We start from the raw sequence: 25,042 nt of genomic DNA, 5'->3' as shown, positions 1-25,042 counted from the left end.
CCGCGGCGCTAGGCTCGGGGCATGACCCGCGTGCTCGTCCTCAACGGCCCGAACCTCGGCCGGCTCGGCAGTCGCGAGCCCGACGTCTACGGCTCCCAGGACCCGGGCGCGCTGCGCGACCTGCTCGCCGCCGAGGCCGCGGACGGCACCGAGATCGACCTGCGGCAGACCGACGACGAGGGCGAGCTCATCGGCTGGCTCCACGAGGCGGTCGACGCCGGGATCCCCGTGATCCTCAACCCCGCCGCCTTCACCCACTACAGCTACGGGCTGCGCGACGCGGCCGCGCTGGTGACGAAGGCCGGCCTCCCGCTCGTCGAGGTCCACATCTCGAACCCGCACGCGCGCGAGGCCTTCCGCCACCGCAGCGTCATCTCGGGCATCGCGACGGGCGTCATCGCGGGCTTCGGCTTCGACTCCTACGCGCTCGCCCTGCGGGCCGTCGGCGCGGGCCGATAGCGCGCTCGACTAGACTCGACCGGGCTCCGGCCGCCAGACGGCGCGCGGGCCGCAGACGACCAGGCAACGGAGACCCCACTTGGCCACCACCAACGACATCAAGAACGGCAGCGTGCTCTCGATCGACGGGCAGCTGTGGAACGTCATCGAGTTCCAGCACGTGAAGCCCGGCAAGGGCGGCGCGTTCGTCCGCACGAAGCTCAAGAACGTGCTCAGCGGCAAGACCGTCGACCGCACCTTCAACGCGGGCACGAAGATCGACTTCGCGACGGTCGACCGCCGCGACTTCCAGTACCTGTACAAGGACGGCGAGGACTTCGTGTTCATGAACACGAGCGACTACGACCAGGTCACGATCCCGGCCGCGATCGTCGGGGACGCCGCGAACTTCATGCTCGAGCAGCAGGTCGCGACGATCGCGACGCACGAGGGCGACCCGCTCTACGTCGAGCTCCCCGCCTCCGTGATCCTCGAGGTCACCTACACGGAGCCCGGGCTCCAGGGCGACCGCTCGAGCGCCGGCACGAAGCCCGCGACCGTCGAGACGGGCTACGAGATCCAGGTGCCGCTGTTCCTGGAGACCGGCACGAAGGTCAAGGTGGACACCCGCACGGGCGCCTACCTCGGCCGCATCAACGACTAGGGGCCGGCGTTGAGCGCACGCACGAAGGCGCGCAAGCGCGCCCTCGACCTGCTCTACGGCGCGGACGTCCGCGGCGTCCCGGCCGCCGAGCTCCTCGTCGAGGAGGGCCGCCGGGCCGCCGGCGAGCCCGCTCGCGAGTCGTCCTGGCGCTACGCGCGCGAGATCGTCCAGGGCGTCATCGACCACCGGGACGAGCTCGACCGGGCGATCCTCGACCACGCCCACGGCTGGTCGCTCTCGCGGATGCCCCACATCGACCGCGCGATCATCCGCATCGGCGCCTGGGAGATCCTCCACAACGAGGAGGTCCCGGATGCGGTCGCCATCGCGGAGGCGGTCGAGTCGGCGACGGTCCTCTCGACCGACGACTCCGCGGGCTTCGTGAACGGCGTGCTCGCGGCGATCGCGCGCGAGCACGGCACCCCCGCCTCCTGAGGCGCGGAGGCCGCGAAGGTTTCCGAATGTGACAGCCGGTTTCGCCGGATGTCGCGGGCTTCCGTAGATTCGCGGACGTGAACCTCGCCGCCCCCGCGCCCTCGAGCGCCGCCGCGCTCCAGGTGAGCCTGCGCGGCGTCGGCCGTCGCTTCGCGGCGCCGGGCGGCGGGACGCGCACGGTCCTCGCGGGCGTCGACCTCGACATCCGCGAGGGCGAGATCGTCGCCCTCCTCGGCCCCTCCGGCTGCGGCAAGTCGACGCTGCTGCGCCTCGTCGGCGGGCTCGACGCCCCCGACGAGGGCTCCGTGGCGCTCGGGCGGCGTCCCGTCGCGGCCGTGGACCAGCGCTGCGCGGTCGCCTTCCAGGAGCCGCGCCTGCTGCCCTGGCGCACGATCGAGCGCAACGTGCGCCTCGGCCTCCCGCACGGGACCGAGCGCGAGGCGGGTCGTGCGCGCGTGGCGGAGCTGCTCCGTCTCGTGCAGCTCGACGCGGCGGCGGGCCTCCGCCCCCGCCAGGTCTCCGGGGGCATGGCGCAGCGCGCCTCGCTCGCCCGGGCGCTCGCGCGGAATCCCGGCGTCCTCCTCCTCGACGAGCCCTTCGGCGCCCTCGACGCGCTGACGCGCCTCACGATGCAGGACCTCCTCCTCGACATCCACCGCGCGGAGCCGGCGACCGTGCTCCTCGTGACCCACGACGTCGACGAGGCGCTCGCGCTCGCCGACCGCGTCGTGCTCCTCGGCGCCGACCCCGCGCGCCCGGATGCCGGGGCCGGCATCCGCGCCCTCGTCGAGATCCCGGGCGAGCGCCCCCGCGACCGCGCCGACAGCCGACTCGCCGACCTCCGCGCCGAGCTCCTCGAGGGGCTCGGCGTGCCCTCCCACCACCGCGTCGCCGTCTGAGCGCGCACCACCCGTAAGGAACGTCCACGACATGAGCCGCACCCGCATCGCGACCGCCGTCGCCCTCGTCACCGCGAGCGCCCTCGCCCTGACCGGCTGCGTCGCCGGCGAGGGCCAGCCGCAGGCCGACGCCTCGGGGGAGTGGAGCGCCTCGACGCTCACCCTCGACTACGCGACCTACAACCCGCTCAGCCTCGTCATCAAGGAGGAGGGCTGGATCGAGGCCGCCCTCGGCGACGACGTGACGGTCGAGTGGGTGCAGTCCGCCGGCTCGAACAAGGCGAACGAGGCGCTCCGCGCGGGCGCGATCGACGTCGGCTCGACGGCGGGCTCCGCCGCGCTCCTCGCCCGCTCGAACGGCTCGCCGATCAAGACGATCGACGTGTACAGCCAGCCGAACTGGGCGGCGCTCCTGGTCCCCGCCGGCTCCGACATCCAGTCGGTCGAGGACCTCCGCGGCAAGAACGTCGCCGCGACGAAGGGCACCGACCCGTACTTCTTCCTCCTGCAGGCCCTCGAGCAGGCGGGGGTGGGCATCGACGAGCTGTCGATCCAGAACCTCCAGCACGCGGACGGCAAGACGGCCCTCGAGTCGGGCGCCGTCGACGCGTGGTCGGGTCTCGACCCCCTGCTCTCGACGAGCGTCGCGGAGGCCGGCAGCGAGATCATCTTCGACGACATCGACCTCAACAGCTACGGCTTCCTCAACGCGACCGAGGAGTTCCTGGAGCAGAGCCCGGACCTCGCGCAGGTCGTCGTGGACGCCTACGAGAAGGCGCGCGCCTGGGCGCAGGACAACCCCGAGGACACCGCCGCGATCCTCGCGGAGGTCGCCGGCATCGACGGCGAGATCGCGACCGCCGTGCTCGTCGACCGCACGGAGCTCGACATCGACCCGGCCCCGGGCGAGGCGCAGCGCGCCGTGCTCGAGGTCATCGGGCCGATCTTCGTCGACTCGGGCGACGTCGCGTCCCAGGACCAGATCGACGAGGCGCTCGACACGCTCTTCGAACCGGCCTATGCCGACGAGGCCGACCCGGACTCGCTCTGATCGAGGGAACGGGATGACGGACCGGCTGACGACGGAGCTCGAGGCGCGACGCGCCGTGGGCGACGGGGCCACGCGCCCGCTGCGCTCTGCCGCGCCGCGTCGCTGGTGGACGATCCTCGGCGGCCTGCTCGTCCCGATCCTCATCCTCGCGGTGTGGTGGACGGCGTCCGCGACCGGGCTCGTCCCGGCGCACCGGCTGCCCTCGCCGCCGTCGGTCGTCGAGGCCGCGATCGACCTCGCGCAGCGCGGGCTCCTGTTCCGCGACATCGCGATCTCGACCCAGCGCGTGCTCCTCGGCTTCGCGATCGGCTCGGCCGTCGGCCTCGTGCTCGGCGCGCTCGTGGGGCTCTCGCGGACCGCGAGCGTCCTGCTCGCGCCGACGATCGGGGCGCTGCGGGCCGTGCCGTCGCTCGCCTGGGTGCCGCTGCTCGTGCTCTACCTCGGCATCTACGAGCCGCAGAAGGTCGTGCTCATCGCCATCGGCGCCGCGTTCCCGGTCTTCACGACGCTCGCGAGCGCGCTGCGGCACGTCGACCCGCTCCTCGTCGAGGCCGGGCGCGCCTACGGGCTCCGCGGGCTGCCGCTCCTCGCGACCGTGCAGCTGCCGGCCGTCATCCCCGCGATCGTGAGCGGCCTCCGCCTCGCGCTCGCGCAGTCCTGGCTGTTCCTCGTCGCGGCGGAGCTCCTCAACTCCTCGATGGGCCTCGGCTTCCTCCTCATCGACTCCGGCAACAACGGCCGCGTCGACCGGATCTTCCTCGCGATCATCCTGCTCGCGGTGCTCGGCAAGACGACGGATGCGCTCATCGGCGTGCTCGAGCGCCGGCTCCTCAAGCGCTGGGGGTGAGCCGGTCCGCCGTGGGCTAGACTGATCGGCGGTACACCGACCACCTTTAAATCCGTCCCGAGAGGCGGGGAAGGAGGTCAGACATGGCAGCGCGAACCGTGCTCCAGCAGGCTGACATCGCACGCGCGCTCACGCGCATCTCGCACGAGATCCTCGAGTCGAACCACGGTCCCTCGGATCTCGTCCTCCTCGGCATCCCCACCCGCGGCGCTCGTCTCGCGGAGCGGCTCGGCGGCATCCTCGCCCGCCTCGAGCCGGGCTTCGACGCCTCGCGCGTCGGCACGCTCGACGTGACGATGTACCGCGACGACCTCGACCGCCAGCCGACGCGCACGCCCGCGCCGACGCGCATGCCCGCGGCGGGCGTCGACGGGCAGACGGTCGTCCTCGTCGACGACGTGCTCTACTCGGGCCGCACCATCCGCGCCGCGCTCGACGCGATCGGCGATCTCGGCCGGCCGCGCGCGGTGCGGCTCGCGGTGCTCGTCGACCGCGGCCACCGCGAGCTCCCCATCCGCGCCGACTTCGTCGGCAAGAACCTCCCCAGCTCCGTCCACGAGCGCATCAACGTGCGCCTCGAGGAGACGGACGGCGAGGACCTCGTGGAGATCTCCGAATGAGGCACCTGCTCTCCGTGCGCGACCTCTCACGCGAGGAGGCGGTCGGCATCCTCGACATCGCGGAGGACATGGCCGAGGTCGCGACCCGCGCCGTCCCGAAGCTGCCCACGCTCCGCGGCCGCACGGTCGCGAACCTCTTCTTCGAGGACTCGACGCGCACCCGACTCAGCTTCGAGGCCGCGGCGAAGCGCCTGAGCGCCGACGTCATCACCTTCAGCGCGAAGGGCTCGAGCGTCTCGAAGGGCGAGAGCCTCAAGGACACGGCGCAGACGATCGCCGCGATGGGCGTGGATGCGGTGGTGCTCCGGCACGGCGCGTCCGGCGCCGCCGCGACCCTCGCGACGAGCGGCTGGATCGACGCCGCCGTCGTCAACGCGGGAGACGGGACCCACGAGCACCCGACGCAGGCCCTGCTCGACGCCTTCTCGATCCGGAGGCGCCTCCACGGCGGGGCATCCCGGGGGCGCGACCTCGACGGCATCCGCGTCGCGATCGTCGGCGACATCCTGCACTCGCGCGTCGCCCGCTCGAACGTCTGGCTGCTGCGCGCGCTCGGCGCCGAGGTCCAGCTCGTGGCGCCCGCGACGCTCCTGCCGGTCGGCGTCGGCTCGTGGCCGGCGAGCGTCGAGCACGAGCTCGACCGCGCGATCGCGGCCCGCCCCGACGCCCTCATGATGCTCCGCGTCCAGTCCGAGCGGATGCGGGCGGCCTACTTCCCGAACGAGCGCGAGTACGCGCGCTGGTGGGGCCTCGACGATGCGCGGCTCGCCGCCCTCCCGGCGGATACGATGGTCCTGCACCCCGGCCCCATGAACCGCGGCTTCGAGATCTCCGCGGCGGCCGCCGACTCCGCGCGCTCCGTCGTGCTCGAGCAGGTGGCGAACGGGGTCTCGATACGGATGGCGGTGCTCTACCTGGTGCTCTCGGGAACGACGGAGGCCTCCGCATGACGATCCTCATCCAGCACGCGACCCTCCCGGACGGGAGCCGCGCCGACCTCCTCGTCCGCGACGGCGTCGTGGCGGAGCGCGGCTCGGGCCTCTCGGCCGCGGGCGCCCGCGTGATCGACGCCGACGGCCTGCAGGCGCTGCCGGGGCTCGTCGACCTCCACACGCACCTCCGCGAGCCCGGCTTCGAGGCCTCCGAGACGGTGCTCACGGGCACGCGCGCGGCGGCGGCGGGCGGCTTCACGGCGGTCTTCGCGATGGCGAACACCTCGCCCGTGCAGGACACCGCGGGCGTCGTCGAGCAGGTCGCCTCGCTCGGCGAGCAGCACGGCTACGCGACGGTGCGGCCCATCGGCGCCGTCACGGTCGGCCTCGCGGGGGAGCGGCTCAGCGAGATCGGCGCGATGGCGCACTCGCGCGCCGGGGTCCGGGTGTTCAGCGACGACGGGAAGTGCGTCCACGATGCCCTGCTCATGCGCCGCGCGCTCGAGTACGTCCGGACCTTCGACGGCGTCATCGCGCAGCATGCGCAGGAGCCCCGGCTGACCGAGGGCGCCCAGATGAACGAGGGCGAGCTCTCGGGCGAGCTGGGCCTCGCCGGCTGGCCGGCCGTCGCGGAGGAGTCGATCATCGCCCGCGACGTGCTCCTCGCGCAGCACGTCGGCGCCCGGCTCCACATCTGCCATCTCTCCACGGCCGGGTCGGTCGAGGTCGTGCGCTGGGCGAAGGCGCGCGGCATCCGGGTGACCGCCGAGGTCACGCCGCACCACCTGCTCCTCACGGAGCAGCTCGTCGCGCGCGCGGAGCCGCCCTACGCGCCCGGCTACGACCCGCGCTTCAAGGTGAACCCGCCGCTGCGCCGCGACGAGGACGTGCAGGCGCTGCGCGCCGCGCTGGCGGACGGCACGATCGACATCGTCGCGACCGACCACGCCCCGCACCCCGTCGAGTCGAAGGAGTGCGCCTGGCAGGAGGCCTCCTTCGGCATGGTGGGCCTCGAGTCGGCGCTGTCGGTCGTGCAGGCCTCGGTCGTCGAGACCGGCCAGCTCGACTGGGCGGATGTCGCGCGCGTCCTCTCGCGGACGCCCGCCGAGATCGGGCGGCTCGACGGCTACGCGGCGCCCTTCGAGCCCGGCTCGCCCGCGCACCTGACGCTCGTCGACCCGGCGGCCCGCCGCGGCTTCGGCACCGCGCAGCTCGTCGGCAAGGGCGTCAACACGCCTTACCTCGGCCGCGAGCTGCCGGGCCGCGTCGTGGCGACCCTCCACGGCGGCACGCCGACCGTCCTCGACGGCCGCGTCCTCGACCCGGCGGAGCTCGGCGCATGAGCCGCGAGGTGGCGGCCGTGATCGTCATCGCGGTCATCGCGCTCGCGCTCGGCCTCATGGCGCTCGGCTGGCGGCGGCGGCGCGCCCGCCAGGCCGACCTCCCCGAGCTCGCCGCGGCGCCCGCGGACGCCGAGCTCGGCGACGTGCACTTCGCCGCCTCCGCGCTGCACGTCGCGACGACCCGCTCGGGCGACGCCTACGACCGCATCGCGGTGCGCGGGCTGGGCTTCCGCTCGGCGGCGGACCTCACGGTCGCGGATGCCGGGCTCGTCCTCGCCCTGACCGGCCAGCCGGTCCGCCTGATCCCCGTCGCGGCGCTCGAGGGCGTCGCGCGCGCCACCTGGACGATCGACCGCGCCGTCGAGCGCGACGGGCTCGTCCGCGTCACCTGGCGTCTCGGCGACGCCCGGCTCGACTCCGACTTCCGAACCGAGGACCCGGCCGCGCTCGTCCGCGCGCTGGGCCGCATCCTCCCCGCCACCGAAAGCGAGGCCGCATGACCGCCCCCGCCCCCGCCGTGCTCGTCCTCGAGGACGGCACCCGCTACACCGGCCGCGCCTACGGCGCCGAGGGCCGCGCGCTCGGCGAGGCCGTCTTCGCGACCGGCATGACCGGCTACCAGGAGACCCTCACCGACCCGAGCTACGCGGGCCAGATCGTCGTGCAGACCGCGCCGCACATCGGCAACACCGGCATGAACGACGAGGACATGGAGTCCCGCCGCGTCTGGGTCGCCGGCTACGTCGTGCGCGATCCCAGCCGCGTGGTCTCGAGCTTCCGCTCACTCCGCAGCCTCGACGACGAGCTCGCGCAGGACGGGATCGTCGGGATCTCCGGCATCGACACCCGCGCGCTCACCCGCCGGCTCCGCTCGGCCGGCTCCATGCGCTCGGGCATCTTCTCGGGCGCGGAGGCCGCGCTCCCGGATGAGGAGCAGCTCGCCGCCGTGCGCGCGGGCCGCGACATGCGCGGGCTCAACCTCTCCGCCGAGGTCTCGGTGCTGGAGACGCGCGTCGTCCCCGCCGCCGAGGGCTCGGAGCCGCTCGGCCGCCTCGCGGTGCTCGACCTCGGCGTCAAGGAGTCGACCATCCGGAAGCTCGCCCTCCGCGGCTTCGAGGTGCACGTCGTGCCCCAGACGATCACCGTCGAGCAGCTGCGCGAGCTCGGGCCCGCCGCGGTCTTCTACTCGAACGGCCCCGGCGATCCCGCCGCGAGCGACGCCCATGTCGAGCTGCTGCAGGGGGTGCTCCGCGACGGGCTGCCCTTCTTCGGCATCTGCTTCGGCAACCAGCTCCTCGGGCGCGCCCTCGGCTTCGGCACCTACAAGCTCGCCTTCGGCCACCGCGGCATCAACCAGCCGGTGCTCGACAAGGCGACCGGCCGCATCGAGATCACGGCGCACAACCACGGCTTCGCGGTCGACGCGCCCATCGAGGGCGAGATCGAGAGCCCCGCCGGCTTCGGGCGCGTCGAGGTCAGCCACGTCGGCCTCAACGACCGGGTCGTCGAGGGCCTCCGCGCGCTCGACATCCCCGCGTTCAGCGTCCAGTACCACCCGGAGGCGGCCGCCGGCCCGCACGACTCCGACTACCTCTTCGACCGCTTCCGCGACCTCGTCGCCGAGCACCGGTCCACCAAGGGAGCCGCCCAGTAATGCCCAAGCGCGACGACATCCAGTCCGTCCTCGTCATCGGCTCCGGCCCGATCGTCATCGGCCAGGCGGCCGAGTTCGACTACTCGGGCACGCAGGCCTGCCGCGTCCTCCGCGCCGAGGGGGTGCGCGTCATCCTCGTCAACCCGAACCCGGCGACGATCATGACCGACCCCGACTTCGCGGACGCGACCTACATCGAGCCGATCACGACCGAGGCGCTCGAGGCGATCATCGTGCAGGAGCGCCCCGACGCGGTCCTGCCGACGCTCGGCGGGCAGACCGCGCTCAACGCGGCGATCGCGCTCGACGAGGCCGGCATCCTCGCCAAGCACGGCGTCGAGCTCATCGGCGCGAAGGTCGAGGCGATCAAGAAGGGCGAGGACCGCCAGCTCTTCAAGGAGCTCGTGCTCGAGGCGGGCGCGGATGTCGCGCGCAGCCGCATCGTGCACACGGTCGACGAGGCGATCGCCGGCGCGGACGACCTCGGCTACCCGCTCGTCGTCCGCCCCTCCTTCACGATGGGCGGCCTCGGCTCGGGCTTCGCGTACGACGAGCCCGAGCTCGTGCGCATGGTGACCGACGGCCTCCACCAGTCGCCGACGACCGAGGTGCTCCTCGAGGAGTCGATCCTCGGCTGGAAGGAGTACGAGCTCGAGCTCATGCGCGACACGGCCGACAACACGGTCGTCGTCTGCTCGATCGAGAACGTCGACCCGGTCGGCGTCCACACGGGCGACTCGATCACGGTCGCGCCGGCGCTCACGCTCACCGACCGCGAGTACCAGAACCTCCGCGACATCGGCATCGAGATCATCCGGCGCGTCGGGGTCGACACGGGCGGCTGCAACATCCAGTTCGCGATCGACCCGGTCGACGGCCGCGTCATCGTCATCGAGATGAACCCGCGCGTCTCGCGCTCCTCGGCGCTCGCCTCGAAGGCGACCGGCTTCCCGATCGCGAAGATCGCGGCGAAGCTCGCGATCGGCTACCGCCTCGACGAGATCCCGAACGACATCACGAAGGTGACCCCGGCCTCCTTCGAGCCGACGCTCGACTACATCGTCGTCAAGGTGCCGCGCTTCGCCTTCGAGAAGTTCCCCTCGGCGGATGCGACCCTCACGACCACCATGAAGAGCGTCGGCGAGGCGATGGCGATCGGCCGCAACTACTCGACGGCGCTGCAGAAGGCGCTCCGCAGCCTCGAGAAGCGCGGCTCGAGCTTCCACTGGCGCGGTGAGCCCGGTTCGAAGGCGCAGCTGCTCGAGACCTCCCGCATCCCCACGGACGGCCGCATCATCACGGTGCAGCAGGCGCTCCGCGCGGGCGCGAGCGTCGAGGAGGTCTTCGAGGCCACCGCGATCGACCCCTGGTTCATCGACCAGATCGTGCTCATCAACGAGGTCGCCGACGAGCTCGCCGGCGCGGGGGAGCTCGACCGGGCGGCCTTCGAGCTCGCCAAGGACCACGGCTTCTCCGACGCGCAGATCGCGGAGCTCCGCGGGCTCGAGGAGGCGGAGGTGCGCGAGGCCCGCTGGCAGCTCGGCGTGCGCCCCGTCTTCAAGACGGTCGACACCTGCGCCGGCGAGTTCCCGGCGCTCACGCCGTACCACTACTCGAGCTACGACCTCGAGACGGAGGTCGCCCCGAGCGACGCGCGCAAGGTCGTCATCCTCGGCTCCGGCCCGAACCGCATCGGCCAGGGCGTCGAGTTCGACTACTCCTGCGTCCACGCCTCCTTCGCCCTCCACGACGCGGGCTTCGAGACGATCATGATCAACTGCAACCCCGAGACGGTCTCGACCGACTACGACACGAGCGACCGGCTCTACTTCGAGCCGCTCACCCTCGAGGACGTGCTCGAGGTCATCCACGCGGAGTCCGCCTCCGGCGAGCTCGTCGGCGTCGTCGTGCAGCTCGGCGGCCAGACCGCCCTCGGCCTCGCGAAGGGGCTGGAGGCCGCGGGCGTCCCGATCCTCGGCACGAGCCCCGCCGCGATCGACCTCGCGGAGGAGCGCGGCCTCTTCGCCGGCATCCTCCACGACGCGGGACTCGTCGCGCCCCGCAACGGGACCGCGACGGACGCCGTGAGCGCCGTGCGGGTCGCGGAGGAGATCGGCTACCCGGTCCTCGTCCGCCCCAGCTACGTGCTCGGCGGCCGGGGCATGGAGATCGTCTACGACACCCCGGCGCTCGTCGACTACTTCGAGCGGGTCGCCGACCAGGCGATCATCGGCCCTGGCCAGCCGCTGCTCGTGGACCGCTTCCTCGACGACGCGGTGGAGATCGACGTCGACGCCCTCTACGACGGCCAGCGGCTCTACGTCGGCGGCATCATGGAGCACATCGAGGAGGCGGGCGTGCACTCGGGCGACTCCGCCTGCACGCTCCCGCCCGTGACGCTGGGCCGCGACGTCATCGACCGCGTGGCCGAGGCGACCCGCCTCATCGCGGAGGGCATCGGCGTGCGCGGCCTCCTCAACGTCCAGTTCGCGATCGGCGCGGGGGTGCTCTACGTCCTCGAGGCGAACCCGCGCGCCTCGCGCACGGTGCCCTTCGTCTCGAAGGCGCTCGGCATCCCGCTCGCGAAGGCGGCGTCCCTCGTCATGACGGGCTCCACGATCGACGAGCTCGTCGCCTCGGGGATGCTGCCGGTGCGCGATGGCGCGGACGTCCCGCTCGACTCGCCCGTGTCGGTCAAGGAGGCCGTGCTGCCCTTCAAGCGCTTCCGGACGCACGAGGGCCACGTCGTCGACTCCGTGCTCGGCCCGGAGATGCGCTCGACGGGCGAGGTCATGGGCATCGACGTCGACTTCCCGCGCGCGTTCTCGAAGAGCCAGGATGCCGCCTACGGCGGACTGCCCGACACGGGCACCGTCTTCGTCTCGGTCGCCGACCGCGACAAGCGGGCCATCATCCTGCCGGTGCTGCGCCTCGAGCAGCTCGGCTTCGAGATCGTCGCGACGGCGGGCACGGCGGAGATCCTCGCCCGCAACGGCATCCAGGCGACGACCGTGCGGAAGTACTTCATGGGCCAGGAGGCGGTGGCGGGGGAGCCCTCGATCGTCGAGCTCATCAACGCCGGCCGCATCGACGTCGTCATCAACACGCCCTCGGGCCGCAGCGCCCGCGCGGACGGCTTCGAGATCCGCACGGCGACGGTCGCCGCCGACAAGCCGCTGTTCACGACGATCGCGCAGCTCTCCGCGGCGGTCGCGGCCTTCGACGAGGCGCACACGCCGATCCGGGTCCGCAGCCTCCAGGACTACGCGCGGGACCGCGCCGCATCGCTCGCGTGATGGGCTTCGGCGAGCGGCTGCGCACCGCCCTCGACGAGCGGGGGCAGGTGTGCGTGGGGATCGACCCCCACGCGCACCTGCTCGCCGCCTGGGGGCTGGAGGACTCGGCGGCGGGCGCGCGCGAGCTCGCGCTCCGCGTGATCGACGCGGCGGCCGACGGGGCGGGCGTCGTGAAGCCGCAGGTCGCGTTCTTCGAGCGCCACGCGGCGGCGGGCTTCGCGGTCCTGGAGGAGGTGCTCCGCACCGCGCGGGAGGCCGGCCTCCTCGTGATCGCGGACGTCAAGCGCGGCGAGATCGGCACCTCCATGGAGGGCTACGCCGACGCCTGGCTGCGCCCCGGCTCCCCGCTCGAGGCCGATGCCATGACCCTCAACCCCTACCTCGGCACGGGCTCGCTCGCCGCGACCCTCGGCCGCGCGGAGGACGCCGGCAAGGGCGCCTTCGTGCTCGCCGCGACCTCGAACCCGGAGGCCGCCGGGCTGCAGCGCGCGGTCGCGGCGGGGGAGTCGGTCGCCGCCTCGGTCGTGCGGGAGATCGCGGCGCGGAACGCCGGGGCGGCGCTCGGCGCGACCCGCCTCGGCGCGGCGGGCGTCGTGATCGGCGCGACCGTCGCGATGCCGGATTCGGGGATCGACCCGGCGGCCCTCGCCGCCACCCCGATCCTCGCCCCCGGATTCGGCGCGCAGGGCGCCCGCGGTGCGGACCTGGTCCGGCTGTTCGGCCGGGTGTCGCAGAATGTCCTGGTGAGCGCATCCAGGAGTCTCGTCGAGGGGGGCGCGTCGGAGGTCCGCTCGCGCATCGCCGCGCTCGACCGCGAGATCCGGAGCGCCTCGTGAAGCCCCCCGAGGTCGACCGCCGGGCCGCCGCGCTCGCGGCCGTCGCCGCCCGCCGTGCCCGTGCCGCCGTGAAGCGCGAGGTCGCGGAGCGCCGTCGCACCGCCCTCTCGGTCGCCGAGGAGTCCTGGCGCGGGGGCGACGCGACCGCCCCGGAGAGCTCGATGCGCGTGCGCGAGCTGCTCACGAGCATCCCGAGCATGGGCCCGACCCGCGCCGATCGCGTCATGGAGCGCCTCGGCATCGCGAGCTCGAAGAAGGTCGGCGGTCTGGGCGTCCGTCAGCGGACGAAGCTGCGCGAGTACCTCCAGCAGCGCGAGCGCGTGCCGCGCGCGAGCCGCCTCGTCGTGCTCGCCGGCCCGACGGCGGTCGGCAAGGGCACCGTGTCGCAGCACATCCGCGACCACCACCCCGACGTGCTCCTCAGCGTGTCGGCGACGACCCGGCCGCCGCGCCCCGGCGAGGTCGACGGGAAGCACTACTACTTCGTCTCCGACGAGGAGTTCGACCGCATGATCCGGGACGGCGAGTTCCTCGAGTGGGCGACCGTCCACAACTCGTCCCGCTACGGCACGCCGCGCCCGCCCATCGACGAGGCGATCGCGGCCGGCCGGAGCGTCCTCCTCGAGATCGACCTCCAGGGCGCGCGCTCGGTGCGCGAGGCGATGCCGGAGGCGCTGCTGCTCTTCCTGCTCCCGCCGAGCTGGGGGGAGCTGGTGCGCCGGCTGATCGGCCGCGGCACCGAGTCGAGCGAGGAGCAGGCCCGCCGGCTCGAGACGGCGAAGGTCGAGCTGAGCGCCCAGGACGAGTTCGACGTCAAGATCGTGAACCGGGATGTCGGTCAAGCGGCCGCCGAGGTCGTAGAATTGCTCGATGTGCCCGGCGCCTGACGCCGACCATCCGACTTCCGCGGGCCCGACCGGCCCGCGATCCGTCCCCGAATCGAGGAGCTGACATGGCCGACAAGAACGCCGGGATCATCGACCCGCCCATCGACGAGCTGCTGTCGAAGGTCGAGTCGAAGTACCAGCTCGTGATCTTCGCCTCGAAGCGCGCGCGCCAGATCAACGACTACTACGCCGACCTCCACGAGGGCTCGCTCTTCGACAACGTCGGCCCGCTCGTCGACTCGACGATCGACGACAAGCCCCTCTCGGTCGCGCTCCACGAGATCAACGAGGACAAGCTCAAGCTCACGCAGATCGCGGAGTAGTCGGCACCCGCCGCATCCGCGCATGAACGTCGTCGTCGGCATCACGGGCGGCATCGCCGCCTACAAGGCCGTCGGGGTCGTCCGCGGCCTCGTGCTCGCGGGCCACGACGTCCACGTCGTCGCGACGGAGGCGGCGCTCCGCTTCGTCGGCCGCCCGACGCTCGAGGCGATCAGCCGCAATCCGGTCCACACCGAGCTCTACGAGGGCGTCGCCGAGGTGCGGCATGTCGCGCTCGGCCAGCGGGCCGACCTCGTCGTGATCGCCCCCGCGACCGCGAACACGGTGGCGAAGCTCGCGGCGGGCATCGCCGACGACCTCCTCGGCAACACGGTGCTCGCGAGCCGGGCGCCGCTGCTCATCGCCCCCGCGATGCACACGGAGATGTGGGAGCACCCCGCGACCCGCGCGAACACGGCGCTGCTGCGCGAGCGCGGCGTGCATCTCGTGGGCCCCGTCGCCGGCCAGCTCACCGGGCAGGACTCGGGTGTCGGCCGCATGGCGGAACCGGACGCGATCGTCGCCGCGGCGACCGGGCTGCTGGCGCCCCGCGACCTCGAGGGGCGGCGCCTGCTCGTGACGGCGGGCGGGACCCGGGAGCCGATCGACCCGGTCCGCTTCGTCGGCAACCGGTCGAGCGGGCGCCAGGGCGCGGCGATCGCGCTCCGGGCGGCCGCGCGCGGCGCCGAGGTCGTGCTCGTCGCCGCGAACCTCGACATCGACCCGCCGCAGGGCGTCGAGCTCGTCCAGGTCGGCACGGCCGCCGAGCTCGAGCGGGCGGCGCGGGAGGCCGCCGGTCGCGCGGACGCGATCGTCATGGCCGCCGCGGTCGCGGACTACCGCCCCGTCGAGGTCGCGGAGGACAAGATCAAAAAGGACGAGACGGGCGACGAGCTCGAGCTGCGGCTCGTGCGCAACCCCGACATCCTCCGCGGTCTCGCGGATGCGCGCGCCGAGGGGCAGATCGTCGTCGGCTTCGCGGCCGAGACGGAGCGGGATCGTGAGCGCCAGCTCGAGCTCGGCCGCGCGAAGGCGGCGCGCAAGGGCGTCGACCTGCTCGTCCTCAACAGGGTCGGATGGCACGAGGGCTTCGCAACGGAGCGCAACGCGATCACGGTCCTGTCCGGGGTCGGCACTATCATGGCGGAGGCCGAGGGCACCAAGGCGGAGGTCGCCGATCGCATCCTCGATCTCGTGGCGGCCGCGCTCCCGCCCTCGGCGTCCCGCGGCTGACGACGGCCGCATCCACGCCCTCGCCGGCCCCGCGCCGGCGCCGATCCAGCCCCGGAGCCTGCATCCCGTGAGCACCCTGCGCCTCTTCACCTCCGAGTCCGTCACCGAGGGCCACCCCGACAAGATCTGCGATCAGATCAGCGACTCGATCCTGGACGCCCTGCTCCAGGTCGATCCCGCCGCCCGGGTCGCGGTCGAGACCCTCGTCACGACGGGCCTCGTGCACGTCGCCGGCGAGGTCACGACGAGCGGCTACGTCGACATCCCCGGCATCGTGCGCAAGCGCATCACCGACATCGGCTACACGAGCTCGGACGTCTGGTTCGACGGCCGCTCGTGCGGCGTCTCGGTCTCGATCGGCGAGCAGTCGCCCGACATCGCGGCGGGGGTCGACCACGCCGTCGAGTCGCGCGAGGGCTCCAGCGCCGATGCGCTCGACCGCCAGGGCGCGGGCGACCAGGGCATCATGTTCGGCTTCGCGACGCGCGAGACCCCGCAGCTCATGCCGCTCCCGATCTGGCTCGCGCACCGGCTCTCCGAGCGCCTCGCGGCCGTCCGCCACGAGGGGCTCGTCGACTGGCTGCGGCCCGACGGCAAGACGCAGGTGACGATCGGCTACGAGGGCCTCTCGCCGAAGAGCGTCGAGACGGTCGTGCTCTCGACGCAGCACGCCCCGAGCATCCGCCTCGACGAGCTCCGCGAGGAGATCTGGCGGCTCGTCGTCGCGCCCGTGCTCGACACGGTCGAGCTCGACACGGGCGACGTGACGCGCCTCATCAACCCGACCGGCGTGTTCGAGATCGGCGGCCCGCAGGGCGATGCCGGTCTCACGGGCCGCAAGATCATCGTCGACACCTACGGCGGCGCGGCTCGCCACGGCGGCGGCGCCTTCAGCGGCAAGGACCCCTCGAAGGTCGACCGCTCGGCGGCGTACGCGATGCGCTGGGTCGCGAAGAACGCGGTCGCGGCGGGGCTCGCCGACCGGCTCGAGGTGCAGGTCGCCTACGCGATCGGCGCGGCCGCCCCGGTCGGCCTCTACGTGGAGACCTTCGGCACCGCCCACCTGCCCGAGGAGCGGATCACCCGGGCGATCCGCGAGGTCTTCGACCTCCGCCCCGCCGCGATCATCCGCGACCTCCAGCTCCTGCGCCCCATCTATGCGCAGACGGCCGCCTACGGTCATTTCGGCCGCGAGCTGCCCGACTTCACCTGGGAGCGGCTCGACCGCGTCGACGCGCTCCGCGAGGCCGCGGGCCTCTGAGCGCCGACGACGCGGCGGGCGACATGGCGGGCGTGACGGCGGCGACGATCGCGAGGGTGCTCGTCGTCTCGCCCCTGCCGCAGCTCGATCGGCTCTTCGACTACCGCGTCCCGGAGGCGATGGGGGATGTCGCGCCGGGTGTCCGGGTGAAGGTCCCGCTGCGCTCGGCGGGGCGCATCGCGGACGGCTACGTCGTCGAGCTCGCCCACCAGGTCGACTACCCGGGGCCGCTGAGCGACGTCGAGGAGCTCGTCTCGCCCGTCCCGGTGCTGCGGCCGGAGGTCTGGGCGCTCGCGCGCGCCGTGTCGACCCGCGCGGCGGGCTCGGCGAGCGACATCCTCCGCCTCGCGATCCCGCCGCGGCAGGTGCGCGTCGAGAAGTCGCATCTCGCGGCCTCGGCCGCGCCCGTCGACTCGGCGCGCGAGACGACGCCGGTGCCGCCCGCGAGCGAGGATCTGCCGCCGGGGGCGCTCGAGGCGCTGCTGGAAGCTCGCGGGCGCGCCGCGCTGCAGCCGCGGCCGGGGGTCGTGGAGCTCGCGGCCGGCCCCGAGGCGGGGCGCTGGGTCGGGCGCTGGGCGAGGCTCCTCGCGACGGCGGCCGCCGCCTCCCTCGCGCGAGGCGGCTCGGCGATCCTCGTCGTCCCGGACTACCGGGATCAGGAGCAGCTCGTGCACGCGCTCTCGGATCTCGTCGACCCCGGGGATGTGGTGCGCTGGGATGCCCGGCAGCCGAACCCGGACCGCGCCCGCGGGCTCCTCCGGGCGGCGGGGGAGCGGCCCGCGGTCGTCGTCGGCACCCGCTCCGCGATCTACGCGCCCGCCGCCTCCCTCGGGCTCATCGCCGTCTGGGACGACGGCGACCCGCTCCACCAGGAGCCGCTCGCGCCCTACGTGCACGCGCGGGACGCCGCCCTCGTCCGGCAGGAGCAGCAGGGCGCCGCCCTCCTCCTCGCCTCGCACACCCGCTCCACCGAGACGCAGCGGCTCGTGGAGCTGGGCTGGCTCGAGGAGCTGCGTCCCGCCCGCGCGCCGCACCCGCGGGTCATCCCGACCGCCGACGTGCTCGGGCGCGAGCGCCTCGCGGAGCAGGCTCGCATCCCCTCGACGGCCTGGCGGCACGCCGCCGAGGCGGTCGCGAGGGGGCCCGTGCTCGTGCAGGTCGGCCGGCCGGGGTTCGCGCCGGGCCTCGTCTGCGGCGACTGCTCGGCGCCGGCGCGCTGCCGGCGCTGCGGCGGTCCGCTCCGGCTGCCGAGGCGGAACGCGCCGCCGACCTGCCTGTGGTGCGGCGTCGCCGACCCGAACTGGCGCTGCGCCGAGTGCCGGGGCGGTCGCCTCCGATCACGCGGCAGCGGCTCGCAGCGCACCGCCGAGGAGCTGGGCCGCGCCTTCCCGCGCGCCCGGGTCATCGTCGCGGACGGCGAGCGGACGGTGACCGAGGTGCCCGACAAGCCGGCGCTCGTCATCGCGACCCGCGGCGCCGAGCCGATCGCGGCGGGCGGCTACCGCGCCGTGCTCCTGCTCGACGGCGAGCGGATGGTCGCGCGCGAGAGCCTCCGCGTCGCGGAGGACTGCCTGCGCTGGTGGTCCTCGGCCGCGGCCCTCGCGGCCGACGGCGCCCCGATCGTGCTGGTCGGGGTCGGCGGCGGGCTCGCACAGGCCCTCGCGACCTGGACGCAGCCGGCCTTCGCGCGTGCCGAGCTCGAGGACCGCCGGGTGCTGCGCTTCCCGCCCGCCGTCCGCGTCGCGACGCTCACCGGGCACCAGGCGGCGGTCGAGTCGGCACTCGCGCGCGTCGCGGGCGAGGGCGTCGACGTCCTCGGCCCGACGGGCGAGGGCGAGGAGGTGCGCGCGATCGTGCGCTTCGACTATGCGGCGGGGGCCCGTGTCGCGGGCGAGCTCCGCGCCGAGGTCGTGCGCCTCGCGGGAGCGCGCCGCAAGCCGCCGCCGGGCGGCGCGCGCCGCGGCCGGCAGCCGGTGCCGCTTCGCGTCCGCATCGACGACCCCGAGCCGTTCGAGGAGTAGCGGGCGTCACCGCGTGCCACCGGGTGCGGCAGAATCGTCGGGTGCCTCCGCTCCGCCTGATCTTCGCCGGCAGCCCTGCCGCGGCCGTCCCGAGCCTCCGCCGGCTCGCCGCCTCCGAGCACGAGGTGGCCGCGGTCGTGACCCGCGCCGACACCCCGCAGGGACGCAAGCGCGTCCTCACGGCGACGCCCGTCGCGGATGCCGCGGAGGAGCTGGGCCTGCCCGTCGTCAAGACCCTGCGGCTCGGCCCCGTCGCGGAGGAGCTCCAGGCGCTCGACGCGGATCTCGGCGTCATCGTCGCCTTCGGCGGCCTGGTCCGCGAGCCGCTGCTCTCGGCGCCCCGCCTCGGCTGGATCAACCTGCACTTCTCCCTCCTGCCGAGCTGGCGCGGGGCGGCGCCCGTGCAGCGCGCGATCATGGCGGGCGAGGAGGAGACGGGCGCCGCCGTGTTCCAGCTCGTGGAGGAGCTGGATGCGGGTCCCGTCTTCGCCTCGCAGCGCACGCCCATCGGCCGCCGCCAGACGGCCGGTGCGCTCCTCGGGCAGCTCGCGGTCTCCGGCGCGGAGCTCCTCGCGGGCGTCGTCGCCGGGCTCGCCGACGGCACGGCCGCCGCGGTGCCGCAGACGGGCGAGCCGAGTCTCGCGCCGAAGCTCGAGCTCGCCGACGGCCGACTCGACCTGACGCGCACCGCGGCGCAGCTCGACGCCCAGATCCGCGGGACCACGCCCGAGCCCGGCGCCTTCGCCGAGCTCGATGGCGCGCGACTCAAGATCCTGGACGCGGGCCTCGCGCACGACGTCGCGGGCCTGCCGCCCGGCCGGGTCGAGTCGCGCGGCCGCGTGGTCGTCCTCGGCACGGGGGACGGCGCGCTCGAGCTCCGCACGGTCCTCCCCGCCGGGCGGCGGGCGATGCCCGCGGCCGACTGGATGCGCGGCCTCGGCGGCTCGGCGGTGCTGTCGTGACCGCCGGCGAGCGGGTGCAGCCGAGCCGCCGGGTCGCCTTCGCGGTGCTCGAGGCGGTCCGCGAGGACGACGCCTACGCGAACCTGATCCTGCCGAGGTACATCGTCGAGGCCGAGCTCGACGCGAAGGACGCGGCCTTCGCGACCGAGCTCGCCTACGGGACGCTCCGCCGCCTCGGGACCTACGACCGCATCCTCGCGATCGTGACCGCCCGCCCCGTCGTCGACATCGACCCGGCCGTGCTCGATGTGCTGCGACTCGGCGCGCATCAGCTGCTCGGGATGCGGGTGGCCTCGCACGCGGCCGTCGGCGAGAGCGTCGAGCTCGTCCGCGAGGCCGGGCACCCGCGGGCCGCGGGATTCGTGAACGGCACCCTGCGCACGCTCTCGAGGCGGAGCGCCGAGGAGTGGATGGCGCAGGCGCTCGAGAAGCTCAAGGGCGCCCGCCGCCTCGCGATCGAGCACGCCCACCCCCGTTGGATCGTCGACGCCCTGCAGGCGGCGCTGGATGCGGAGGGTCGCGGCGAGGAGATCGCGGCGCTGCTCGAGGCCGACAACGTCTCGCCCCGCGTCGCGCTGGCGGCCCTCCCCGGGCTGAGCGTTCCGGCCTCCCTCGTCGAGGAGCTCGGCGAGCGCGCCGAGGCGGGCGGCGTCTCGCCCGTCGGGGTCGTGCTCTCGGGCGGCGACCCCGGGCGGATCCCCGAGGTGCGGCGCGGCCGGGCGCGCGTCCAGGACGAGGGGTCGCAGCTCGCGGCCCTCGCGCTCAGCCGCGCTCGCGAGGTGCAGCCGGGGGAGCGCTGGCTCGACATGTGCGCGGGCCCCGGCGGGAAGGCCGCGCTGCTCGCCGCGGAGGCGGCCGAGCACGGGGCGGTGCTCATGGCGAACGAGGTCGCGCCGACCCGCGCGGAGCTCGTCCGGAAGGCGCTCGCGGCGCTCGACCCCGCGCCCGAGGTGCTCGTGGGCGACGGCCGCCGATTCGGCCGGGAGCTCCCCGGGCGCTTCGATCGCATCCTGCTCGATGCGCCGTGCACGGGCCTCGGGGCCCTGCGCCGCCGCCCCGAGGCGCGCTGGCGCAAGTCGCCCGAGGATGTCGCCGAGCTCGCCGCCCTCCAGGCCGAGCTCCTCGACTCGGCGGTCGCCGCGCTCAGGCCGGGCGGCCTGCTCGCCTATGTGACCTGCTCGCCGCACCTCGAGGAGACGCGCGGGATCGTGGTTGCCGCCCTCGAGCGCCACGCGGGCCTCACGGCGCTCGACACGCCCGCGGTCCTCGAGTCGGTCGCCGTCCGCCCGCTCGGGCTCGGCTCCGGTCCGGCGGCGCAGCTCTGGCCGCACCGGCACGGGACGGACGCGATGTTCGTCCAGCTGCTCACGACCGAGCCCTAGGCTGGCGGCGTGACTGTGCGCATCGAGCCGAGCATCCTGTCCGCCGACTTCGCGAACATGGAGTCGGAGCTGCAGCGGATCGCCTCGGCCGATCTCGTCCACGTCGACGTCATGGACAACCACTTCGTCCCGAACCTCACCTTCGGGCCTGCCATGGTGGAGCGCGTGCAGGCGACCTCGCCCGTGCCGCTCGACGTGCACCTCATGATCGAGGACCCGGACCGCTGGGCTCCCGACTACGCGGAGCTCGGCGCGCACTCGGTGACCTTCCACGCGGAGGCGGCCGCCGACCCGGTGTCGCTCGCGCGGCGCCTGCGCTCGATCGGCGCGCGCGCCGGCCTCGGCATCAAGCCGGGCACGGACGTCGCCCCCTATCTGGAGCTCCTCGAGGAGTTCGACCAGATCCTCGTCATGACGGTCGAGCCCGGCTTCGGCGGGCAGTCGTTCATGGCCGACATGATGCCGAAGGTCTCGGCCGTGCGGGATGCGGTGCGCGGCGCGGGGCTCGACGTCTGGCTCCAGGTGGACGGCGGCATCACCGTCGAGACGATCGCGGCCGCCTCGGCGGCCGGCGCCGACACCTTCGTCGCGGGCTCGAGCGTCTACGCGACGCCCGATCCCGGCGCCGCGATCGCGGAGCTGCGCGCCGCCGCGGCCGCGCACAGCCACTGAGTCGAGGCGAATGCCGTTGATGCGGTCGCCGGCGCCGCACGCCGCCGCGGAGCCCCGGCGCGGGTTGTCCACAGGCCGTGACGAGAGATCAGCGCCACGCGGTAGCCTCGCCTGCCATGTCGATGCTCACCGCCCCGCCGCACATCCGAACGTCCGGAGCCCTCGGCTGGCCGGCAGATCACGGCATCAAGTCGACGGCCGATTTCGAGGTGGAGAATCCCAAGCTCGCTGCGCGTCTCGTGCAGATGTCCGTGAGCGCGCGCTTGGCGTTCGCGATCGGTGCAGCGGAGTGGACCATGTGGCGGTTCGAGGGGATGAGCGATTTCGACGCTCCGCTCCAGATGGTCACGGCCGCGTGGGCGGGCTCAGTCGACATACGCTACGTCGCGATGCCGCCTGAAGCCGAGTTCGAGGAGCGGCGTGGGCCTGTCGACGGTGTGTTGCTGGCCGCGATGGAGCTCGTGGAAGACGCGCTGCGCTCCTACGACACGCCGCGGGCGCAGCATCTCTTCCACGTGGCGGTCTATTCCTACCAACTTGCCAAGCTGGTCTCGCCGGACCGGAAGCCGTTCGATGCGTGGGTGCGGATGGTCGTCGCGAGGCTCGTCGAGCTCTACCCGGCCGATGAGGCGGACATCAAGGGCGAGCCGGTGCCACGCGAGGTGCTCGACACGACCACGGAGTTCGAGCGCGGCAGCGAGCGCGAGCACCTGGCCAGATTCCTGGGGGAGCTGGTGCCCTCCGAGAACCGCTACCTGCGGACGCCGGACGAGCTGATCGCGGCGGGCTTCGAGGGCACTCCCTACCGGCTCCCGTGATCTCCGCCGCTCGCGGGTCAGGTGCGCACGGGCCTGCTGTCCACTCATCCAGGCCGCGCCGGCACGGCGCACGAACAAAGGACGCCCATGACGCTGTATCGCCCCGCACATGTCCGCCCCATCGCCGCCGGATCGCCGGTGTCGTGGCACTGGGAGGATCGAGACCCCGTTGCGGCCTACGAGCCCGGTGACGAGGTCGTGGCGTCGCGCCTCGGCCCCCTGGCGCGTCGGGCTCAGCTCGCGCTGGGGGTCGCGATCGGCGAATGGATCGTGTTCACCCTGGACGAGCTCGACTCCGACACCTGGCTGAGGGACTACCTCGAGGCGGCCTGGCTCGGGACCGTGCACTTCTCGTGCTGCCCCTACATGGAGTTCGCCGATGAGGAGTGGACGGGCCCCGTGCGCGGGCCGCTGCACTTGACCATGATGTTGCTCAACGACGCCCTGCATTTCGAGGGCGCGGAGCCGGCCGAGAACGCCGCATGGCTTTCGACGCTGGCGCAGCTCATCGTTCCGCGGGACGCCGGATACCTCGCGTGGCGCGATGCGGTGCTCGACCGTCTCGAGCGCTCGTTCCCCGCCGTCCCGGAGGACGAGGAGGACGTCGAGTTCGACTGGCAGGCGGCCGAGCCGCTGGTGCCGCGCGAATGCTTCGACCTCTCGACCCCGTTCGACGCCGCGGACAGCGCGGAGCTCGTCCGGCGGAGGTTCGCCGAGGTCGACTGGGAGGCGAACGCCTTCATGTCGACGCCGGAGGAGCGCCAGGAGGCCGGAGTCGTCGTGCCGGTGCTCGAGACTCCGTCAGCGGAATGACCTCTGCCTCCCAGCCGGAGCGACGGCCCGTGTCGGCGCGGTCTGCTTGACTGGTCGCATGACTGACAAGACCAAGCCCGAGATCGAGTTCATCGAGGGGCCCGCCCCCGAGGAGCTCGTCATCACCGACCTCGAGATCGGCGACGGCCCCGAGGCCGCCCCCGGCGCGACCGTCGACGTGCACTACCTCGGCGTCGACTTCGAGTCGGGCGAGGAGTTCGACTCGAGCTGGAGCCGCGGCCAGTCGATCCAGTTCCCGCTGCGCGGGCTCATCAAGGGCTGGCAGGACGGCATCCCGGGCATGAAGGTCGGCGGACGGCGCCAGCTGGTCTGCCCGCCGCACCTCGCCTACGGCCCCGCGGGCGGCGGCCACCGGCTCTCGGGCCGCACGCTCGTCTTCGTGATCGACCTGCTCGGCGTCCAGTAGGACCGCTCCGCTCTCCGCCGCACGAGGAGCGCCGCCCGCGGGCGGCGCTCCTCGTGCGTCCGGGCGCGATACCCTTGGGGATCGTGAAGACCTTCGACGCCCTCTTCGAGGCGCTGACCGAGAAGGCCCGCACCCGCCCCGCGGGCTCGGGCACGGTCGCCGAGCTCGACGCCGGCGTCCACGCGATCGGCAAGAAGATCGTGGAGGAGGCCGCCGAGGTGTGGATGGCGGCCGAGTACCAGAGCGACGACGAGGCGGCCGAGGAGATCTCGCAGCTGCTCTACCACCTGCAGGTGCTCATGCTCGCGAAGGGCCTGACGCCGGCGGACGTGTACCGACATCTCTGATCGGCCCGTCCCCTCCGTCCACCCCATTCCAGAAAGCAGCGTCATGCTCCGCATCGCCGTGCCGAACAAGGGCACGCTCTCCGAGACCGCCGTCCAGATGCTCCACGAGGCCGGCTACGCGACCCGCCGGGACTCGAAGGAGCTCATCGTCTCCGACCCGCGCAACGGCGTCGAGTTCTTCTACCTCCGCCCCCGCGACATCGCGACCTACGTCGGCTCCGGCGCGCTGGACGTCGGCATCACGGGTCGCGACCTCCTCCTCGACTCGCACTCCGCGGCCACCGAGATCGAGGCGCTCGACTTCGGCGCCTCGACCTTCCGCTTCGCGGGGCCCATCGGCGCGTTCGCGGAGCTCGGCGACCTGGCCGGGCGCCGGGTCGCGACCAGCTACGACGGGCTCGTCGCCGACTTCCTCGCCCGCGAGGGCGTGGATGCGACGGTCGTGCGCCTCGACGGCGCGGTCGAGTCGGCCGTGCGCCTGGGGGTCGCGGATGCGGTCGCCGACGTCGTCGAGACGGGGACGACCCTCCGCAAGCAGGGCCTCGACATCTTCGGTCCCGTCATCCTCGAGTCGAGCGCCGTGCTCATCGCGGCCGACGCCGAGCTCGCCGGGCTGCGCACCTTCCGCCGCCGCATCCAGGGCGTCATGGTCGCGCACCAGTACGTGATGATGGACTACGACCTCCCCGCCGAGCTGGTCGAGCCCGCCTCGGCGATCGCGCCAGGACTGGAGTCGCCGACGGTCTCGCCGCTCCGCGAGAGCGGCTGGGTGGCCGTGCGGGTCATGGTGTCGCGCGCCGACACGAACCAGATCATGGACGAGCTCTACGAGCTGGGGGCGCGCGCGATTCTCGTGAGCCCCATCACCGCCGCCAGGATCTGA

At 73.7% G+C, this 25,042-nt stretch carries 26 protein-coding genes; all 26 read left to right on the top strand.

Translation table 11 applies throughout. From position 1 onward, the window contains the following. The first annotated feature begins 21 nt into the window (after window positions 1–21). The 26 genes from OF852_RS03495 (at window position 22) to hisG (ending at window position 25,042) form a co-directional block, all read left to right on the top strand. Entirely contained in the window at window positions 22–459 is a 438-nt protein-coding gene (locus OF852_RS03495) for a type II 3-dehydroquinate dehydratase (RefSeq protein WP_271120426.1), read from the top strand. A 79-nt stretch (window positions 460–538) separates the two neighbouring features. Beyond that, on the top strand, window positions 539–1,102 hold the full coding sequence (efp, locus tag OF852_RS03490; protein WP_271120425.1) for an elongation factor P: 564 nt from the start codon (window positions 539–541) through the stop codon (window positions 1,100–1,102). A 9-nt stretch (window positions 1,103–1,111) separates the two neighbouring features. Further along, complete coding sequence (nusB, locus tag OF852_RS03485; RefSeq protein ID WP_271120424.1) at window positions 1,112–1,537, top strand: transcription antitermination factor NusB; 426 nt, start codon at window positions 1,112–1,114, stop codon at window positions 1,535–1,537. Between the two features lie 77 nt (window positions 1,538–1,614). Continuing rightward, complete coding sequence (locus OF852_RS03480; protein ID WP_442908643.1) at window positions 1,615–2,436, top strand: ABC transporter ATP-binding protein; 822 nt, start codon at window positions 1,615–1,617, stop codon at window positions 2,434–2,436. Window positions 2,437–2,467: 31 nt separating this feature from the next. Continuing rightward, window positions 2,468–3,487 (top strand): aliphatic sulfonate ABC transporter substrate-binding protein, encoded by a 1,020-nt coding sequence (locus OF852_RS03475; RefSeq protein ID WP_271120423.1) that lies wholly within the window; start codon window positions 2,468–2,470, stop codon window positions 3,485–3,487. A 13-nt stretch (window positions 3,488–3,500) separates the two neighbouring features. Continuing rightward, window positions 3,501–4,334, top strand: coding sequence for an ABC transporter permease (locus OF852_RS03470; RefSeq protein WP_271120422.1), 834 nt, complete (start codon window positions 3,501–3,503; stop codon window positions 4,332–4,334). An 83-nt stretch (window positions 4,335–4,417) separates the two neighbouring features. Next, entirely contained in the window at window positions 4,418–4,954 is a 537-nt protein-coding gene (gene pyrR / locus OF852_RS03465; protein ID WP_271120421.1) for a bifunctional pyr operon transcriptional regulator/uracil phosphoribosyltransferase PyrR, read from the top strand. Next, window positions 4,951–5,904 (top strand): aspartate carbamoyltransferase catalytic subunit, encoded by a 954-nt coding sequence (locus tag OF852_RS03460; RefSeq protein ID WP_271120420.1) that lies wholly within the window; start codon window positions 4,951–4,953, stop codon window positions 5,902–5,904. The genes pyrR and OF852_RS03460 overlap by 4 nt, the downstream gene beginning before the upstream one ends. After that, the gene (locus OF852_RS03455) at window positions 5,901–7,229 is read left to right on the top strand and encodes a dihydroorotase (protein ID WP_271120419.1); all 1,329 of its coding nucleotides are present in this window, start codon (window positions 5,901–5,903) and stop codon (window positions 7,227–7,229) included. The genes OF852_RS03460 and OF852_RS03455 overlap by 4 nt, the downstream gene beginning before the upstream one ends. Beyond that, entirely contained in the window at window positions 7,226–7,729 is a 504-nt protein-coding gene (locus tag OF852_RS03450; RefSeq protein ID WP_271120418.1) for a PH-like domain-containing protein, read from the top strand. The genes OF852_RS03455 and OF852_RS03450 overlap by 4 nt, the downstream gene beginning before the upstream one ends. Beyond that, complete coding sequence (carA, locus tag OF852_RS03445; protein WP_271120417.1) at window positions 7,726–8,883, top strand: glutamine-hydrolyzing carbamoyl-phosphate synthase small subunit; 1,158 nt, start codon at window positions 7,726–7,728, stop codon at window positions 8,881–8,883. The genes OF852_RS03450 and carA overlap by 4 nt, the downstream gene beginning before the upstream one ends. Further along, entirely contained in the window at window positions 8,883–12,179 is a 3,297-nt protein-coding gene (carB, locus tag OF852_RS03440) for a carbamoyl-phosphate synthase large subunit (RefSeq protein WP_271120416.1), read from the top strand. Before carA ends, carB begins: the two co-directional genes overlap by 1 nt. After that, complete coding sequence (pyrF, locus tag OF852_RS03435; protein ID WP_271121102.1) at window positions 12,179–13,015, top strand: orotidine-5'-phosphate decarboxylase; 837 nt, start codon at window positions 12,179–12,181, stop codon at window positions 13,013–13,015. The genes carB and pyrF overlap by 1 nt, the downstream gene beginning before the upstream one ends. Then, window positions 13,012–13,902 (top strand): guanylate kinase, encoded by an 891-nt coding sequence (gene gmk, locus OF852_RS03430; protein ID WP_271120415.1) that lies wholly within the window; start codon window positions 13,012–13,014, stop codon window positions 13,900–13,902. Before pyrF ends, gmk begins: the two co-directional genes overlap by 4 nt. A 65-nt stretch (window positions 13,903–13,967) precedes the next feature. Continuing rightward, complete coding sequence (rpoZ, locus tag OF852_RS03425; RefSeq protein ID WP_271120414.1) at window positions 13,968–14,225, top strand: DNA-directed RNA polymerase subunit omega; 258 nt, start codon at window positions 13,968–13,970, stop codon at window positions 14,223–14,225. A gap of 22 nt (window positions 14,226–14,247) precedes the next feature. Next, window positions 14,248–15,456, top strand: coding sequence for a bifunctional phosphopantothenoylcysteine decarboxylase/phosphopantothenate--cysteine ligase CoaBC (gene coaBC / locus OF852_RS03420; protein WP_271120413.1), 1,209 nt, complete (start codon window positions 14,248–14,250; stop codon window positions 15,454–15,456). Between the two features lie 67 nt (window positions 15,457–15,523). After that, window positions 15,524–16,717: a methionine adenosyltransferase gene (gene metK / locus OF852_RS03415; RefSeq protein ID WP_271120412.1), complete on the top strand. Its 1,194-nt coding sequence runs from the start codon at window positions 15,524–15,526 to the stop codon at window positions 16,715–16,717. Between the two features lie 23 nt (window positions 16,718–16,740). Further along, a complete protein-coding gene (locus tag OF852_RS03410; protein WP_271120411.1) occupies window positions 16,741–18,738 on the top strand; it encodes a primosomal protein N' in 1,998 nt (665 codons plus the stop codon). Between the two features lie 41 nt (window positions 18,739–18,779). Beyond that, window positions 18,780–19,700 (top strand): methionyl-tRNA formyltransferase, encoded by a 921-nt coding sequence (gene fmt / locus OF852_RS03405; RefSeq protein ID WP_271120410.1) that lies wholly within the window; start codon window positions 18,780–18,782, stop codon window positions 19,698–19,700. Continuing rightward, window positions 19,697–21,082 (top strand): RsmB/NOP family class I SAM-dependent RNA methyltransferase, encoded by a 1,386-nt coding sequence (locus tag OF852_RS03400; RefSeq protein WP_271120409.1) that lies wholly within the window; start codon window positions 19,697–19,699, stop codon window positions 21,080–21,082. Before fmt ends, OF852_RS03400 begins: the two co-directional genes overlap by 4 nt. A 9-nt stretch (window positions 21,083–21,091) precedes the next feature. Further along, window positions 21,092–21,754: a ribulose-phosphate 3-epimerase gene (rpe, locus tag OF852_RS03395; RefSeq protein ID WP_271120408.1), complete on the top strand. Its 663-nt coding sequence runs from the start codon at window positions 21,092–21,094 to the stop codon at window positions 21,752–21,754. 116 nt (window positions 21,755–21,870) lie between these two features. Further along, window positions 21,871–22,572: a hypothetical protein gene (locus OF852_RS03390; RefSeq protein WP_271120407.1), complete on the top strand. Its 702-nt coding sequence runs from the start codon at window positions 21,871–21,873 to the stop codon at window positions 22,570–22,572. Window positions 22,573–22,659: 87 nt separating this feature from the next. Then, complete coding sequence (locus tag OF852_RS03385; protein WP_271120406.1) at window positions 22,660–23,385, top strand: hypothetical protein; 726 nt, start codon at window positions 22,660–22,662, stop codon at window positions 23,383–23,385. A 58-nt stretch (window positions 23,386–23,443) separates the two neighbouring features. Continuing rightward, window positions 23,444–23,812: an FKBP-type peptidyl-prolyl cis-trans isomerase gene (locus OF852_RS03380; RefSeq protein WP_271120405.1), complete on the top strand. Its 369-nt coding sequence runs from the start codon at window positions 23,444–23,446 to the stop codon at window positions 23,810–23,812. A gap of 83 nt (window positions 23,813–23,895) precedes the next feature. Beyond that, a complete protein-coding gene (locus OF852_RS03375; RefSeq protein ID WP_271120404.1) occupies window positions 23,896–24,159 on the top strand; it encodes a phosphoribosyl-ATP diphosphatase in 264 nt (87 codons plus the stop codon). Between the two features lie 43 nt (window positions 24,160–24,202). Next, window positions 24,203–25,042, top strand: coding sequence for an ATP phosphoribosyltransferase (gene hisG / locus OF852_RS03370; RefSeq protein ID WP_271120403.1), 840 nt, complete (start codon window positions 24,203–24,205; stop codon window positions 25,040–25,042).

The organism is Homoserinibacter sp. YIM 151385 (assembly GCF_027912415.1).
GTDB lineage: Bacteria > Actinomycetota > Actinomycetes > Actinomycetales > Microbacteriaceae > Schumannella.
The sequence above is the reverse complement of the archived record's forward strand: the minus strand, read 5'-3'. Positions and strand labels throughout refer to the sequence as shown.

Bases quoted from the DNA above. Each gene is read 5' to 3' on its own strand.
- OF852_RS03385 (WP_271120406.1), top strand. From the start codon at position 22,660: ATGACGCTGTATCGCCCCGCACATGTCCGCCCCATCGCCGCCGGATCG.
- OF852_RS03495 (WP_271120426.1), top strand. From the start codon at position 22: ATGACCCGCGTGCTCGTCCTCAACGGCCCGAACCTCGGCCGGCTCGGC.
- OF852_RS03450 (WP_271120418.1), top strand. From the start codon at position 7,226: ATGAGCCGCGAGGTGGCGGCCGTGATCGTCATCGCGGTCATCGCGCTC.
- OF852_RS03475 (WP_271120423.1), top strand. From the start codon at position 2,468: ATGAGCCGCACCCGCATCGCGACCGCCGTCGCCCTCGTCACCGCGAGC.
- OF852_RS03380 (WP_271120405.1), top strand. From the start codon at position 23,444: ATGACTGACAAGACCAAGCCCGAGATCGAGTTCATCGAGGGGCCCGCC.
- OF852_RS03390 (WP_271120407.1), top strand. From the start codon at position 21,871: ATGTCGATGCTCACCGCCCCGCCGCACATCCGAACGTCCGGAGCCCTC.
- carA (WP_271120417.1), top strand. From the start codon at position 7,726: ATGACCGCCCCCGCCCCCGCCGTGCTCGTCCTCGAGGACGGCACCCGC.
- pyrR (WP_271120421.1), top strand. From the start codon at position 4,418: ATGGCAGCGCGAACCGTGCTCCAGCAGGCTGACATCGCACGCGCGCTC.
- pyrF (WP_271121102.1), top strand. From the start codon at position 12,179: ATGGGCTTCGGCGAGCGGCTGCGCACCGCCCTCGACGAGCGGGGGCAG.
- OF852_RS03410 (WP_271120411.1), top strand. From the start codon at position 16,741: ATGGCGGGCGTGACGGCGGCGACGATCGCGAGGGTGCTCGTCGTCTCG.
- OF852_RS03460 (WP_271120420.1), top strand. From the start codon at position 4,951: ATGAGGCACCTGCTCTCCGTGCGCGACCTCTCACGCGAGGAGGCGGTC.
- carB (WP_271120416.1), top strand. From the start codon at position 8,883: ATGCCCAAGCGCGACGACATCCAGTCCGTCCTCGTCATCGGCTCCGGC.
- OF852_RS03470 (WP_271120422.1), top strand. From the start codon at position 3,501: ATGACGGACCGGCTGACGACGGAGCTCGAGGCGCGACGCGCCGTGGGC.
- coaBC (WP_271120413.1), top strand. From the start codon at position 14,248: ATGAACGTCGTCGTCGGCATCACGGGCGGCATCGCCGCCTACAAGGCC.
- hisG (WP_271120403.1), top strand. From the start codon at position 24,203: ATGCTCCGCATCGCCGTGCCGAACAAGGGCACGCTCTCCGAGACCGCC.
- rpoZ (WP_271120414.1), top strand. From the start codon at position 13,968: ATGGCCGACAAGAACGCCGGGATCATCGACCCGCCCATCGACGAGCTG.
- OF852_RS03455 (WP_271120419.1), top strand. From the start codon at position 5,901: ATGACGATCCTCATCCAGCACGCGACCCTCCCGGACGGGAGCCGCGCC.